Below are 15,080 nucleotides of genomic sequence, written 5' to 3' on the forward strand. Positions count from 1 at the left end.
TGCCCATGGAAGTCGTCCGTATTTCCCCTCATTTTTCTGTATTTTCTTACTTTAACATAAAATACCATCACTGCGAGGACTGCGTTCTTATTTAGAGAAAATCCCATGTTTTACATTGAAGAAAAACGGAAAAATGGTAAGCATAAACCTTTTTAAACGTTCTATTATGGTTTAAAATAGGGTTATAAAGAGATAGACAGAGATAAACCTGTTTAATCACGCTATTCAGCTCTATATCATGTTTATTTCTTGATTATCATCAAGGAGGGTTCATCATGCGTTTGACATTCCTGACACTTGCTTCAATTCTTTTCTTTTCAGTCGTCGGTTACTTTGCCGGCTGAAAGGAACATTTCGCTTTTACGTAGAAAGAGAGACTTACCGGAAAAACGGAAGTCTCTCTTTTTTGTGAATACCTTCGACAAATTTCCCGGGACTTCTCTTCCTGTTTCCCCTATTCTGGTAAAACAGCCATGCATACCCTTTCCCCTCTGATTCATATACATACACAGAAAATGAATATACCCTTCCTTCAGTATTTCAAAGCTCCGCTGACGCCATCTTCTCGCTTTCCGCGGTGGTGCCGGATAGCCTGGCCCCCACTGCCGCAGGAGTCCCGCAGCTGACGTCAGCTGTGCATTTTAGAGATTTACAGAATCTATCCCTACCCCCGTTCACCTTAATAATAGAAAGGAGAGAACAGATGAGCCATTTCTTTGAGCAGTTTAAAGAAGTCAGCATGGCTATTCTTCCCATGGTTCTCGTAGTAACTGTCCTCCAGTACACGCTCATCGGTCTCCCTCACGATATTTTTATCCAGTTTCTTATCGGTGTCCTGTTTGTCGGAATCGGCCTTTTCCTTTTTCTCGTCGGCGTTCATATCGGACTTTTGCCCATCGGGGAAATGATTGGTTCAACTCTGCCTAAAATTAAGAAAACATGGCTGATTGTAGCTGTTGGTTTCTTCCTCGGGCTTGTAGTGACGATTGCCGAACCGGATGTCCGGGTCCTGGCCTTCCAGATTGACCAGGTATCCGATGGTGCGATTTCAAATCATCTGCTCGTATACACCGTAGCGATCGGCGTTGCTCTGTTCGTGGCACTCGCCATGATAAAAATGATGCTGAATCTGTCCTTCGTTCATTTGCTTATCGGAGGCTACGGACTTGTCTTTCTTCTGGCGATTTTCACACCGGCACATTTTCTGCCTATCAGCTTTGATGCAGGAGGCGTCACCACAGGGCCCATGACCGTTCCCTTTATCCTCGCCCTCGGCGTTGGCGTTGCTTCCGTGCTCCGGGCAAAAGACGGCAGCCGGACGAGTGACGGCTTCGGGTTCGTGGCCTTGGCCTCGATCGGTCCGATTCTCGCCGTCATGATCCTGGGGGTGATTTTTGGATGATCACCACTGCTTTTGCAGGATTCAGCCACATCCTTATCGAAGTGGCTCTCGCGGTCTTTCCACTCGTCCTTTTTTTCATCGTGTTTCAGGTTGCCTTTCTGCGCCTTCCGATGAAAAAGGTATGGACAATGATGTTTGGTATTGTCCTTACGTTTATCGGCCTTTCTTTCTTTCTTCAGGGTGTGAGCATCGGCTTTTTTCCCGCCGGACTTGAAATTGGCGCGATTCTCGGTGCCCGTGAGCACGTCTGGGTTTACCTGCCTCTCGTCGGACTGATTCTCGGCTTTGTAGCAACCTTTGCAGAGCCTGCAATCCGTATTTTAAACCATGAAGTGGAAAAAGTAACAGCCGGCTCGATTCCCGGTAAAGTACTCCTTCTTACTTTATCCATTGGTGTGGCCATATCCATCGCTTTATCTATGATCCGGATTCTGACAGGTATTCCGCTCTGGACAATTCTGCTTCCGGGCTATATTGCAGCACTTATTATGATCCGCTATTCGAAAAAGAGATTTGTTTCGATCGCATTTGATGCAGGCGGGGTTGCTACGGGTCCAATGACCGTCACGTTTATCATGGCGATTGCAGTCGGAGTAGCCAATGTGACAGAAGGACGCGACCCGCTGCTTGACGGATTTGGTATGATTGCCACAGTGGCACTGACACCTATTCTCTCCGTTTTATGTCTTGGACTTTTATACAGCAGAAAGGAGAGCACCGGCCATGACACCTCAAAAAAAGCATTACAAACTCGTCATCACGATCGTGAAAAAGAAACAAGCCAATAAAGTCGTCGCTGCTGCCAAGCGGGGCGGCGCAGAAGGCGGCACAATCCTGCTCGGATCCGGTCTCGGGATCCGGGAAAAGGAGTCATTTTTCGGCATTGACCTGATGTACGAAAAGGAAATCGTTCTCACTCTTATTCCAGAGGATCGTGTATCCGCGGTGCTCGATCAGATTAACCAGTCGGCCAAACTATATAAAAAAGGAACCGGCCTCGGCCTTGTACTCGATGTTGTGGCAGTCCGCGGCATTGTCCACAGCCGGCTTGACCTTGATCTCGATGAGGAGGCACTTGATATGACTACAGATCATGCACAGTTTGAACTGATCGTTACGATCGTAAACAAAGGAGATGCGGGAATCGTTATCGATGCTTCAAAAAAAGGCGGTGCAGAAGGGGGAACCATTTTATCCGGCCGCGGCTCTGGAATCCACGAACAGGCGAAGCTTCTCTCCATGATCATTGAACCGGAAAAAGAAATCGTTTTAACACTCGTGACGCGGGAAAATGTCAAAAAAGTGCTTCACAGCATCGAAGAGGAAGCGAATCTCAATCAGCCGGGCAAGGGCATCGCTTTCATCCTGCCGGTGGAAGAAACCATTGGTATTAATCATGAAATGAAGAGAGGAACGGAAGAGTAGTTCTTCATCTATTTACCTTTCTCACTCATTAAGCCAAAAAAAACAGGCTCTCCTGAATCGGAAAGCCTGCTTTTTATTATCCCGTCACTTTGTTAAGTGGCGGGACAATCTGTTTTTTCCGGGAGACAACCCCTTCGAGAACGGCAGTTTTATTCTCGAGTTTTACGTCAAATGCTTTCTCCACATTCTCCGATGCCTCACCTTCAACAAGAACCGTGCTGTTGTTAGAGAGAATATCTGTCACGACCAGGATGAACAGGTCAAGTCCCTTATCGGAAACCGTACCGGATATTGCTTCCTCTAATTCACTCCGACGGGCAAATACTTCGTCTGTGTCCACTGTATTCACCTGAGCAATCTCTACTTTCAGGTTTCCCATGGAAAATTCCTTTGCATCAAGGGTAATCAGCTGTTCAGCAGATTTGTTATCCAGATTTGCACCGGCTTTAAGCATGTCCAGGCCGTACTTTTCAGCGTCTGTCCCTGCAATTTCAGCCATTTCCTTCGCTGCAGCTACATCTTCATCCGTACATGTTGGCGACTTGAATAGAAGGGAATCGGACACAATCGCCGACAGCATCAGACCGGCAATCTCCGGCTTCACCTCTACCCCGTTTTCCTTGTAAAGCTTGTTCAGAATAGTGGCGGTACAGCCTACCGGCTCTGCACGGAAATATAGGGGATCCTTCGTTTCAAAGTTCGCCACTTTGTGGTGATCAATGACTTCAATAATCTGTACTGCATCAAGATCGTCCACACTCTGCTGACGCTCGTTGTGGTCAACGAGAATGACCTTGTCGACTTCGCTTCCGGCTGTTTCAATCCGTCGTGGAGCGTCCACTTTAAACTGGTCGAGGGCATACTGTGTTTCATCAGCAACCTCACCGAGTCTTACGGCCTCCGCCTCCCAGCCGAGGGCTTTTTTCAGCTCAGCATAGGCAATCGCCGAGCAGATCGTATCTGTGTCCGGGTTTCTATGTCCAAAAATCAGTACTTTTTCGTTTGCCATCGTATTCAGACTCCTTTTTTGATGCATACTTAAGTAATTTTGACGGTCCTCTGCCATTTTAACAAGACAAAGGCAAATTATCATCTAATAATTATAATTCAGTCCTCATTGTCCACGATGTGCCTTCCTCGCCGGCCTTGGTAAAACCATAATCTTCGTAAAGGAGACGGGCCGGATTGCGGGGATCCACACTGAGGGATAGAGAGCTGAATCCCTCTGCCCTTGCTGCATCGATCAGGGTCTCCACAAGCGCCCTGCCGATTCCATTTCCCCTGAACTCAGGCAAAACGGCAAGACCTGATACAACCGGCACGTGATCATCAATCCATCCGTACGTTTTTGTATCCGGTGTCATCTCCCTCATCCAGATCGCACCGACCGGCTTTTCCTCTGAAACCGCGATCCAGCCCCGGTCTCCTTTTCTTCCCCAGTCACTTAGAAAAAGCGCAATCTCCTTAATTTCAAGAATCGCTCTCACAGGCTTTTCTTCTCCCTCGTGAACATAAACGGATTCATACAGCATGTCCCACATAAATGGGATGTCGGCCGGTTCTGCCTGTCTGATTGTGACCGGACCCGCTGTGTACTTTTCATCTTCTTCCGCAAGTGAATCGTGCCATTTTTCCCTGGGCAGGCTGGTCATCAGTTCGATCAGATTCCCTTCCGGGTCCCGGACATGGGCTGTTGCAATTCCCCATTCGGTCTGCTCGGTCACAGGTGTGATGTCTGCCCCCTTTGCTTTAAGGTCAGCTGCAACTCTCTCCAGATTTTCAACCCGGATAATAAGGGCAAACGTATCCTGTGAGACAGACTGGGAAGGGAGGTGGCTTTTCCCGAGTGAAACCGCCATATACTCCCGCTTAAAAAGCGCGATCGTGTCATATTCGCTGACCGTAAAACTTGCGTAGGCACTATCTGGTTCACCCCAGGTACATGTCAGACCGAGTATATCTTTATAAAACGAGTAGCATTCTTCAAATTTCGTGACGAGCAGGCGTACATTATCCAGCTTCATCGTAATCCCTCTTCCTTATATGTGACTTTCTCCACCTGCTATAATTCGGCAGAAAAAATGAATTTCCTTCTCCAGAAGTAGGTTATGCACCAACTCACCATTTCTTCATAACGTAATAACCATGACATCCGTTTATTTAACAGGAGGAACAACAAGTATGAACAATGACATCCCCCAGCTTCCTTACGGCATTAACAGAGAGATGATCAGAAACATTGCCCGTTCCATCGATGATGAATACACAGCAGTGATCTGTTACGAAGTCCTTATGCAGATGGCACCGGATGAGTATGCAGCCAACCGGATTATGCGGATCCGCGAAGACAAGATGAGGCATTACCGAATGTTTTCAGAGATTTATACGATGATTACTAACCGTCAGCATCAGCCGCAGATGATGCGCGAATGCCCGCAGGATTTCCGTGAAGGTTCCCGGGCGGCTTTTATCGATGAGCAGGAAAATGTCGAGGTTTATCTGCGCATCGCAGAGGAAGCAGACATTCCTTTTGTCCGACGCTCCTACCGGCGGGCTTCGTCCGACGATCAGAACAGTGCGGTGTGGTTTTTGTACTTTATGAATATGTAGAACGATTATTGGCGGAAGATCTCACAGCAGAAGAAACAGCCGGGGGAATAGCTCCACCGGCTGTTTTAGTTATGCTACCCTGGAATAATGGAACAGAAGCTTCGCTTCATGCCGTCCGTTCGCTTTCCGCGGCGATACCCGCAAGCCTATTCGGCTGCGCCTGTGGGGTCTCGCCTGGCCTCCATTGCCGCATGAGTCTCACTGCCGGCCTGTAGCTGTGCACATAATCAACTGACCATTTTCATTCCAAAAGTCTCTCTTTTCATAAATGTGATAATCTATGTGGTTACAATTCTTAGGTAAGTATCAAAGACCACTTAAAGTGGTTCTTTGTATTCCGGAAATTCGAAGACGTACTTAAACCAGAAGCTTTGAAGCAGGTTCTGGGCGTTATGGTAAAGCTCATAGGTGCGTCTATATTCGCTTCGCTGAGGGTACGGCAGGGTAATGCCCGCTTCCTCCGCTTCAATGATCGCAGGCTCAAGCTGCTCAAGCTTGTCACTGCTGGACAAAATCATCTGGTAGGAGAGATAGGACATGCCGAAATATAATAATACGAGCGGGGTAATCAGAAACCAGAAAAATATACTGCGTACCAGACCGCGGAAAAAATCCTTCATTTAACACTTCCCCATTTCTTTTTTGTGGACTGCTCTGCTTGTTTCAGTATATGTCCACGCTATGGGGTTGGTGCCGCGTACCCGGGACTAGAGTCTCAGGACCATCAGCTGTTCATCATAAAAGGTGCTGCCGATTTTTATTGCCTGCTCTTCCCGGCCATATGCTTCGAAGCCGAGTGATTCATAGAGTTTTAATGCAGGAGTATTGGATATAACCACAGTCAGATACAGCTGTTCCACACCGCCGAACTCCCATGCTTTTTTGATCGCCTCTTCCATAAGCCTTCTGCCGGTCCCGTTGCCTCTTGCGGCGGGCGTAACATACATCCCGAAAATATCCGCCCGGTGCCGGGTCTTGACTCGTGTATTTCTGACTACGCTTACCAGGCCGGAAAGTGTGCTTTCTTTGTAAAACCCGAGCGTTACAGATGATTCGGAGGCAAGACGGGAACGATAGCGTTCTACAGGGTACTGCTTTTCTTCTTCATAGCTTGATGAGAAAGATTCAGGATTCGTCTGCAGGGCCTCGTGCCTCAGCCTGCGCAATTCCTCTGCATGGTTCTCAGTTAAACGGATAATGGTCACGAAATCCAGCCCCTCTCTCTGTGTATTAATGTTCCATTATACTTGCTGTTATTGCAGTGTAACTCAGAATCCTCATGGCGTTATGTCCAAACTTTTGAGGAGTCAGGACATAACTCATTTCTCAAGCAGGCATTTCGTACACTGAATTTTTCTATGTTTAATTAAAATACCTTTAAGCCAGCTCAGCTAAACAGGTCTGTTTTTTTTGTATCTGGACTCAAAAATAAAGTCACTTATGAAAAACAGAACCAGACCGAGGAAAAGAATAAGCATTGAACTTGATATAAAAGGTGCCTGGAAAAAATGCTCCGTGATGGAATTAATCAATAAGATTAATCCCCAAAACGTAAAAGTAACCCAGCAGGCCTGATCGCTGGATTTAGCAGAACTTCTTCTGCTTTTTTTAAAGAACATATCCTTTCCTCCCCACAGTCCCGACATTTTGTTTTTCAGTACTGCTAAAAATCTGTTGTTGTCCAACTCATTATACCCCGGCCTGCATCCTAAAAGCTGGTAAATTATTACGGGAGGAGCAATATTTCTTTCGACACCATTCAGCTAAACTCAGAAAATTCCCAAATTGGTTGACACGGGAGTGATGTCAAGCTAGAGTTAAAATGTACCAAAAAAACTATATACGAAGTCCACTGGGGGCGCTTTCGAGCTGAGATAAGGATTATCCTTGGTCCCTTTGAACCTGATCTGGTTAATACCAGCGTAGGGAAGTGGAGACGGCTGCACATGGTTATTTTTATCTAAGATTCCTGCAGGCCGCTCCATTCCGGCGCGGCCTTTTTTGCTGTGCCTGGAGGGAAAATGAGGTTCAAACGCCCTAACCGAGGGGACTTCAAAAATCTGAGGAGGAATTTGAATGTCTTTTTCACAGGAACTGCGTCAGGAAGCTGCCCACATTTTTGAAGCCACGTACAAGCATCCGTTCGTTCAGGAAATCGGAAAAGGAACGCTGGGTAAGGAGCAGCTGATTCATTATGTAAAACAGGATTTCGAGTACTTAAACGCCTACATTCACACCAGAGGTCTGGCTATCAGTAAGTGTACAGACCGTAAAGACATGGCGATGTTCAGCGAAGGGATTGAATTTATCCTGAACAGCGAGATCCACCCCCATAATAATTTCTGCAAGGTTGCCGGTGTAGACTATGAAGACCTTCAGGGCTATGCTCTCGCTCCCACGGCCCAGCATTATACGCGCCACATGCTGAGCGTCGCTCACCAGGGCACACTCGGTGAAATTATTGCTGTGAGTCTGCCGTGCCCTTGGATTTACATGGATATCGGTGAACGACTGATCGAAGATTTCTCACCGAACGAGAGCCACCCGTTTAACGAGTGGATCCGGTTTTACGGCGAAGGTACCCGGGAGCATATGAAGCCGTACCTTGCCCGGCTTGATCAGCTTGCTGAATCCGCTGGATCTGCTGAGCGCGAGCGAATGAAAGAACATTTTATGCTCAGCTGCCAGCTTGAGTATATGTTCTTTGATATGGCATACACTCTACAGGACTGGCCAGTTGAAAAAGAAGCGTCTGTAACAAAATAAAATACAGAGAGCCGCGGAGCGCAATTTCCCCCGCGGCTCTTTTTACTTGTCGGTCCGCAAAATCGAATAGCTGTAGGCATCGTGGGATTCACCTCTCTGATAGAGGTAGCCTCTGAGAATGCCTTCATACTGAAACCCGATCTTTTTCAGCAGGCTGTTTGAAGCGGTGTTGTCAGGGTATGTGACTGCTCCGATCCGGAACAGGCCGAGCTCCATGAATCCATAGCGGAGGACTTGTAATAAAGCTTCGGATATGATCCCGCGGCGCCAGTAATCGGGATGAAGCTCGAAGCCGACTTCCGCTCGCTTGCAGCTGAAACGGATATCACTGAGTCCGATGGTACCGATACAATCACCGGTTTCCCTGTAAATGACTGCCCAGCGAATGCCGCTCCAGGTCAAAAAGTCTGTCCTGTAGCTTTCGATGACGCGTGCGGTTTCCTCATAGCTGTCAACCGGGTCGAAACCGTAGTAAATCATCACGTTTCTTCGCGATAGAATATCGTAAAGCTGTCTGGTATACCCGTAATTCAGTTCCGTCAGCTTCAGCCGTTTTGTAGTGAGTTCTGGAAATGCCAATCGAAGAACCTCTCTCTTTAGTAAATTAAGGCTCCGTCAGCTGAGCATGCGTTTTAAAAACGGCAGGTTTTAAAAGCCGCCGGTTTTGTATCATCATACATTCAGCCACGGTCATTTGGATGATAGCAGCATCTCCTCTACTCATTCCTTTCTGGACAGGGAGGCGAAACCCTTTATATTGCGGTAAATTTACACAGTTGTTACAGCTGTAACAAAAAATTTCATGAAGAGACCATTAAATAGTTTTTAGAGCTTAACCAAGCCGGAACGCTATGGCTCTATCTGCCTGGTCCGGCCCTGATTTAAGCAGGTGTGGACATACTAAACAACCCGGAGAGGTTCATTCCTCTCCGGGTTTTAATTCAGGGCAGTGTCTTACCGTACTTGGCCATTACCTTTCATTACATATTTAACTGTTGTAAGTGCAGGCAGTCCCATTGGGCCCCGGGCGTGAAGCTTCTGGGTGGAAATTCCGATTTCCGCACCGAAGCCGAGAGCGCTCCCGTCAGTAAATCGCGTTGACGCGTTGTGGTAGATCGCCGCAGCGTCCACTAAACCTGTAAACTGAGCCGCTGTCTGAGCGTTTTCAGTGACAATCGCTTCAGAATGCTTTGTGCCGTAAGTGTCAATATGCTCCACGGCTTCAGCAGCCTCATCCACAATTTTTACAGCTACATCAAGGCTGAGGAATTCGTTTGCCCAGTGGTCTTCTGTTGCTTTTTCCGCTCCGGGGAATTCGTTAACGGCCCGGTCGCAGCCGTAGACGGTAATACTGTGCTCGTTCAAGGCGCTCACAAGCGCTTCTTTGTTTTCAGCGAGCCATTCACTGTGAATAATCAGTGTTTCCGCCGCATTACATACAGCTGGACGATCCGTTTTGGCATTGATAAAAATACTGATTGCTTTTTCCACATCTGCTTCTTTATCAATATAGATGTGGCAGTTACCGACCCCTGTTTCAAGAACAGGTACTGTCGCGTTGTTTACAACAGCGGAGATCAGCTTGCCGCCGCCTCGCGGTATGAGAACATCAATATGCTCTTTCATTGTAAAGAGCTGCTCTGTAGCTTCACGATCCGTGCTGTCGATAAACTGAACGGCGTCTGATGATACTTCTGTGTTTTCCAGTGCTTCTTTCATGAGACGCACAATCGTACGGTTGGAATGAATGGCAGAAGAACCGCCTTTAAGAACAATGGCATTGCCAGATTTAAGTGCAAGACCGGTCGCATCAACGGTAACGTTTGGTCGTGCCTCATAAATCATGCCAATCACACCGAGGGGTACACGTACCGTTTCCACTTGAAGACCGTTGTCAAGCGTCCAGTCCGAAACGATTTCCCCTGCCGGATCTTCAAGCTTCGCCACGTCGCGAAGTCCCTGTGCGAATTCCTTTACACGGGATTCGCTGAGGGAAAGACGATCCATGTAAGCATCGTCATAACCTGCCTGGCGTCCGTTTTGAAGGTCCTGTTCGTTTGCAGTGAGAATCGCTGCTGTGTGCTGGTCAAGGTAATCAGCAATTGTATGAAGCGCTTCGTTTTTCTTCTCCGTTGAAAGCATACCGAGAAATTTAGAAGCTTTCTGTGCCATTTGTGCCTGTTCTTTTACGTTTACTGGTCCGACTGTAGTCGTCACCCAATCACTCCTTGTATAATTTCAGCCCTGTCCGGGCTGTTGGTCATGTGACTTTGTAAAAATCAGTATGGTCATATCCATTTCGTCCAGGTCCTGCGCTCTCCGCAGCTTACACACCGACCGGTATGGCTACTTCAAGCTCGCAGACGAATGCTTCGTTATTCATTACCGCTGCATCCATCATAGGGTCCTGGCTCTTTTCAAGCTGAAAACGGGTCAGATCTTCGGAAGAGTAGTTCATCATTCCGAGACCGAGCGGCATGCCTTTCACGTCGCGGATGCGGACAACGGACCCTTTTTTAAAATGACCGTTGATCTGATAGACCTGGCTTGGAAGCAAGTGGTTTTTTTCTTCCACGATTGCGCTTCGTGCTTCATCCACAATCGTGATTTCTGCTTCCGGTCCGGAGTTAAACGCAATCCACTGTCGCTTATGGTCCAGGTTGCATTCCGTTCCCTCACAGGTAAAGTAGGTACCGCGGGCGGTTTCAGCTACCGCATCAACGATGATCCACTTCATATTGGAGCGGCCGAGGAATGATGGAATACCTGAAGCCATCGCAATTTTGAACGCGTCGATCTTGGAACGCATGCCGCCGGTCCCGACGCTCGAGCCCGGTTCTCCGGCCATATCTTCAATTTCATCTGTAATCTCGGTTACTTTCGGAAGCAGCTCAGCATTCTCATCCTTGCGAGGATCCGCATCATATAGACCATCGATATCAGAGAGAATGATGAGCTGATCCGCATCCACAAGTCCGGCCACTTTGGCAGAAAGGGTGTCGTTATCGCCAAAGCGGAGACGGTCCGTTGTGATCGTATCATTTTCGTTTACGATCGGGACAATGCCCCGCTCAAGGACAACGTTGATTGTGTTTCGTACATTGTTGTAGCGCTTCTCATCAGAAAAGTCGCCGCGTGTAATCAGAATCTGGGAAGCGGCGTAACCGTGAGAAGAGAACAATTCAGAGTACGTTTCAATCAGACGTCCCTGGCCGACGGAGGCAGCTGCCTGTTTTTCAGGCAGGGTGTCCGGACGGTTAACAAACCCGAGTGTGCGGTAGCCCGCAGCAACGGCACCGGAGGATACGAGCAGGACTTCATGGCCCTGGTCCTTCAGTTCAGCAACCTGGTCTGTCAGTTTTTCCAGTTTTCTTCTGCTTATATCTCCTGACTGACTTGTCAGGGAGCTGCTTCCGATCTTAATTACAACTCTTTTAGTAGACGACATTCTGTGAAAACTCCTTTATCGTGTGTGTTGGTATCACATGTATTTTTCGGCTCTGTTAAAGTCTACTGTTGATTTCCGCTCACTGCCCTCCCTTTCCGCGGGCACCACTGCAGCCTCCTCGGGAAACCCGCCCCTGCGGGGTCTTCCGTCGGTGCTTTCCCGCAGGAGTGTCGGGCGTTCGCTCCAATCAACTTTCTCAAAAAATCAACATCAATCGTTTCAGGCGGACGCTTTACGCAGGTCTTGGCCACAGCCCATTCAGGAAAACCGCCCTGCGGGGTCTTCTGCTCCTGCTCTTCCCGCTGAAATTGCCGCCTTTCACTATCATTACTGATTTACAGGTGTTTTTTCGAGCTGTTCACTTATTTCCTTCGAACGGTTCATTGCACCTTCAACGGCTGCTTTTATGGCTTTACCGCCGCCATTTTCCGCAAGTGCGTCAAGGCCGGATGCGGTGGTGCCATTTTTGGAAGTAATGTTTCTACGAAGCTGTGCCGGAGATTCTTCCCGCTCAAGCATCATTTTTGCAGCGCCGAGAATCGTCTGTGCTCCGATTTCTCTTGCCTGTGCTGGATCCATTCCGTTTTCACGAGCCGTTTTTTCAATGTGTTCCATCAGATAGTAGTAGTAAGCCGGTCCGCTTCCTGCGATCCCGGTGAAAAGATCCATCTGATCTTCTTCAATCACGTAAACTTCACCGATCGCTTTAAGCAGATTTTTTGCCATCACTACGTTATTCATTGTGCAGTGTCCGCCTGGTGAAACAGCTGTGGCCGACTCCTGAAGCATGCTTGACGTATTCGGCATTACACGAATCACCTGCTGACCTTCATTTAAGTGTTCTTCCATAAAGGATGTGCTGATCCCGGCCAGCACGCTCATAACAACCTGGTTCGGTTTAATATGGTTTTTAATAGAAAGAAGCGATTGCTCAGCGTCTTTTGGCTTCATCGCCAGAATGATAACATCTGCTGTTGCGAGCGGAAAACGGTCGCGGACGATCCCCTGTACGCCGTAACGGTTATGCAGTTCAAGGAGACGGTCCTCGTTACTGTGATTTGTCACCAGTACCTGCTGCGGTTCGAGTGTTTTCGTTTTTACGATTCCTGAAATCATTGCTTCCGCCATGTTTCCTGCTCCGATAAATGCAACACGCATTTGTTTATTCATATCTATATCGCACTCCTCTGTTTTGTAGTTATTTTCACGTTCATTTTCACAACGCTATTAATCGTAACACTCTGAGATATCGATTCAAGGGGTCTGGTGAAGGTAGTGAGGATAAAGGGGATATAGTCCATGAAAGCGCAAACATTACTTCGGCAGCCTCGCCTAATCATGATATTTGCCGTCTGAGAGCACGAGAGAGCGTGATACGCTGATTGGCTTTTTCTCAGAGGGCTCCCGGAATGACGGCTTTTGTCGAATTAATAGGACTTTACGCTATGTCGGGTCGCTGAATTTTCCAGTCAGGTCTATGCCGTGTTAACGTTCTTTCCGTTAGAAATTGAACATAGCAGATCCAGCCCTTTTCATATTCATTTTCCTCTCCAAGATTTCGTGTTAATACGATCCCAGCCTTTTCATAACCATTCTCCCCGTAAGCAGACCGTGTGCCTGCCTGAAAAAGAGACGCTCCAAATGGAACGTCTCTTCTAATTACTTCTGTCTCTTTTTTTCAATCAGCCTTCTGTATTCAGCCTCGAGCTTATCTTTTTCCCCTTCATCCTCCACCACTGCCAGCCTCCCGGTAATCTCGGACAGCTTAAGATCAAGCGTGAGTGCATCCATCTGTTCCGTTTCTTCCTTCCACGTGCGGGTTCCTGCATCCACACTACGCAAAACAGCACTCCCACCTTTAATTTCAAGGCGATCCGTCGCAAGCTGGCGGATCAGGTAGCGATCATGAGATACAAAGAGGATGGTTCCAGGGTAGGCATCAAGCACTTCCCCGAGAGCCTCCTTGGACATAAGGTCGAGAAAGTTGGTCGGCTCATCAAGGAGAAGAACGTTAAAATTACCGAGAAAGACTCGTGCCAGCGCTGTTTTCACACGTTCCCCGCCGCTCAGAACGGTCACCGGACGCTCAATCGCATCTCTATCAAAGCCCAGCCTTGCAAGAACTGTTCTTATAAATGTCTCGTCAAATCTGCTTTCTTCACTAACATTCTCAAAAATGCTTCGTTTTTCATCCAGATCCTCCAGCTGCTGATAAAATAGACCGAGCCGGGCGGGGGCTGCCACACAGATTCCGTCAGCTCTGTCTGCAACCATATGAAGCAGCGTCGTTTTCCCGGCACCGTTCGCGCCGGTGATGGCCAAACGTGCACCGGTCTTTACCTCACCCCTCAGACCGCAGAAAAGTTCACGCCCTCCTGCAGAGACTCTGGTTCCTTCAAAGGACACAGCGGTTCGGCTGTAGATCGGGGCAAACTTCTGGACGTCAAAAACAATCTTAGAGACTGTCCGCGGCTTCTCTTTCTTTTCCAGCTGCTCGATCCGGCTCTGGATTGCTTTTGCCCCTTTATCCAACTTCGCTTTCTGTGTGCCGCTGCTGCGCTTATGAAGTCGTGCCTCGGAATTCCCCATCCGTCTGGGCGCTTTTCTGATGGAGGCAGACTGCTGTGATCTCTCCACCTTAGCCTTTTCAAGACGCCGCTTTTCTTTTTCATACTGTTCATATTCAAACCATTCCCGCTCGGTGCGGTGTTCTCTCTGTTTTACATACTCACTGTAATTCCCTTCAAAATCCGTGACTCTTCCAGCTTCTACTTCCCAGATTCTCGTGCAGACACGGTCCAGGAGCTCACGATCGTGGGCAATGAGAAGAACAGCACCTTTATATGAAAGAAGTTCGTTCTCCAGCTTCTCGATTCCCTCCAGATCGAGGTGACTGGCAGGCTCATCCGCTGCAACGATGCATGCATGAGAGGACAGTGCGTCGGCAATTTTCTTCCTCGTTTCTTCTCCCCCGCTCATCATTTGCTGATCGGGTACATGCCATTTACTGCCCCATTCAGGATCAGGAGTATCTGAAGCATCCTCCAGCTGAGGGATATAGGCAAGATCCCCCAGCAGCTCAACGGAACCGCTGTCCGGCTCAAGCTCACCAGCCAGCATTTTCATAAGGGTTGATTTTCCTTCCCCATTCCTGCCAACAATCCCGATCCGGTCATTATCGTATACTGCCAGGTCTCCGGTTTTGACAACTGTCCGATTTCCGTAATATTTCTCAAGTTCATTTACTCTTAATAAAAGCATAAAAAAGCCTCCCCGTCTGATCCGGAGAGGAATCGAAAGACAACTTTCAGGTACGGCAAAAAAGACACAATGGTCCTGTTAAATCGGCAGCACCTTTGGCGCAGCCGTACGTTCACCGAATTGAAGAATACCTGAAAAAGCGCAGACGAATCCTGTCTCCAGACTAAA

At 48.1% G+C, this 15,080-nt stretch carries 14 protein-coding genes and 1 riboswitch; of the genes, 5 read left to right on the forward strand and 9 right to left on the reverse strand.

All coding sequences use genetic code 11. The features are described from left to right. The first annotated feature begins 703 nt into the window (after positions 1-703). From CR205_RS10320 to CR205_RS10330, 3 genes are read left to right on the forward strand one after another with little or no spacing between them, the layout of a single operon-like run. Complete coding sequence (locus CR205_RS10320; protein ID WP_110519246.1) at positions 704-1,402, forward strand: DUF1538 domain-containing protein; 699 nt, start codon at positions 704-706, stop codon at positions 1,400-1,402. Continuing rightward, on the forward strand, positions 1,399-2,190 hold the full coding sequence (locus CR205_RS10325) for a DUF1538 domain-containing protein (protein ID WP_110519248.1): 792 nt from the start codon (positions 1,399-1,401) through the stop codon (positions 2,188-2,190). The genes CR205_RS10320 and CR205_RS10325 overlap by 4 nt, the downstream gene beginning before the upstream one ends. Next, complete coding sequence (locus CR205_RS10330) at positions 2,126-2,827, forward strand: P-II family nitrogen regulator (protein WP_110519250.1); 702 nt, start codon at positions 2,126-2,128, stop codon at positions 2,825-2,827. Before CR205_RS10325 ends, CR205_RS10330 begins: the two co-directional genes overlap by 65 nt. Before the next feature lie 76 nt (positions 2,828-2,903). On the opposite strand, the gene CR205_RS10335 is transcribed toward CR205_RS10330, so the two are convergent. Both CR205_RS10335 and CR205_RS10340 read right to left on the reverse strand, forming a co-directional pair. Next, positions 2,904-3,836, reverse strand: coding sequence for a manganese-dependent inorganic pyrophosphatase (locus CR205_RS10335; RefSeq protein ID WP_110519252.1), 933 nt, complete (start codon positions 3,834-3,836; stop codon positions 2,904-2,906). A gap of 91 nt (positions 3,837-3,927) precedes the next feature. Beyond that, a complete protein-coding gene (locus CR205_RS10340) occupies positions 3,928-4,851 on the reverse strand; it encodes a GNAT family N-acetyltransferase (protein ID WP_110519254.1) in 924 nt (307 codons plus the stop codon). 157 nt (positions 4,852-5,008) lie between these two features. Here CR205_RS10340 and CR205_RS10345 point away from each other — a divergent pair, with 157 nt between their 5' ends. Next, complete coding sequence (locus tag CR205_RS10345) at positions 5,009-5,437, forward strand: ferritin-like domain-containing protein (protein WP_110519255.1); 429 nt, start codon at positions 5,009-5,011, stop codon at positions 5,435-5,437. Positions 5,438-5,754: 317 nt separating this feature from the next. Here the strand turns inward: CR205_RS10345 and CR205_RS10350 are convergent, their stop codons facing one another. Continuing rightward, positions 5,755-6,057: a hypothetical protein gene (locus CR205_RS10350; RefSeq protein WP_110519257.1), complete on the reverse strand. Its 303-nt coding sequence runs from the start codon at positions 6,055-6,057 to the stop codon at positions 5,755-5,757. 87 nt (positions 6,058-6,144) lie between these two features. Continuing rightward, positions 6,145-6,642, reverse strand: a complete 498-nt coding sequence (locus CR205_RS10355; protein WP_110519259.1) for a GNAT family N-acetyltransferase — start codon at positions 6,640-6,642, stop codon at positions 6,145-6,147. A 639-nt stretch (positions 6,643-7,281) separates the two neighbouring features. After that, positions 7,282-7,383: riboswitch (TPP riboswitch) on the forward strand. A 130-nt stretch (positions 7,384-7,513) separates the two neighbouring features. Here CR205_RS10355 and tenA point away from each other — a divergent pair. Further along, a complete protein-coding gene (tenA, locus tag CR205_RS10365) occupies positions 7,514-8,203 on the forward strand; it encodes a thiaminase II (protein WP_110519263.1) in 690 nt (229 codons plus the stop codon). A gap of 42 nt (positions 8,204-8,245) precedes the next feature. Here tenA and CR205_RS10370 read toward each other — a convergent pair whose 3' ends face one another. The 5 genes from CR205_RS10370 to abc-f form a co-directional block, all read right to left on the reverse strand. After that, the gene (locus tag CR205_RS10370) at positions 8,246-8,782 is read right to left on the reverse strand and encodes a GNAT family N-acetyltransferase (RefSeq protein ID WP_110519265.1); all 537 of its coding nucleotides are present in this window, start codon (positions 8,780-8,782) and stop codon (positions 8,246-8,248) included. Between the two features lie 375 nt (positions 8,783-9,157). Continuing rightward, positions 9,158-10,420 carry a glutamate-5-semialdehyde dehydrogenase gene (locus CR205_RS10375; protein WP_268877409.1) on the reverse strand — a complete coding sequence of 421 codons (1,263 nt, stop codon included), beginning with the start codon at positions 10,418-10,420 and terminating at the stop codon, positions 9,158-9,160. 109 nt (positions 10,421-10,529) lie between these two features. After that, entirely contained in the window at positions 10,530-11,651 is a 1,122-nt protein-coding gene (proB, locus tag CR205_RS10380; protein ID WP_110519267.1) for a glutamate 5-kinase, read from the reverse strand. A gap of 327 nt (positions 11,652-11,978) precedes the next feature. Beyond that, positions 11,979-12,821, reverse strand: coding sequence for a pyrroline-5-carboxylate reductase (gene proC / locus CR205_RS10385; protein WP_110519269.1), 843 nt, complete (start codon positions 12,819-12,821; stop codon positions 11,979-11,981). 489 nt (positions 12,822-13,310) lie between these two features. Beyond that, the gene (gene abc-f, locus CR205_RS10390; RefSeq protein WP_110519271.1) at positions 13,311-14,912 is read right to left on the reverse strand and encodes a ribosomal protection-like ABC-F family protein; all 1,602 of its coding nucleotides are present in this window, start codon (positions 14,910-14,912) and stop codon (positions 13,311-13,313) included. Between the last annotated feature and the right edge of the window lie 168 nt (positions 14,913-15,080).

This window comes from Alteribacter lacisalsi (assembly GCF_003226345.1).
Lineage (GTDB): Bacteria > Bacillota > Bacilli > Bacillales > Salisediminibacteriaceae > Alteribacter > Alteribacter lacisalsi.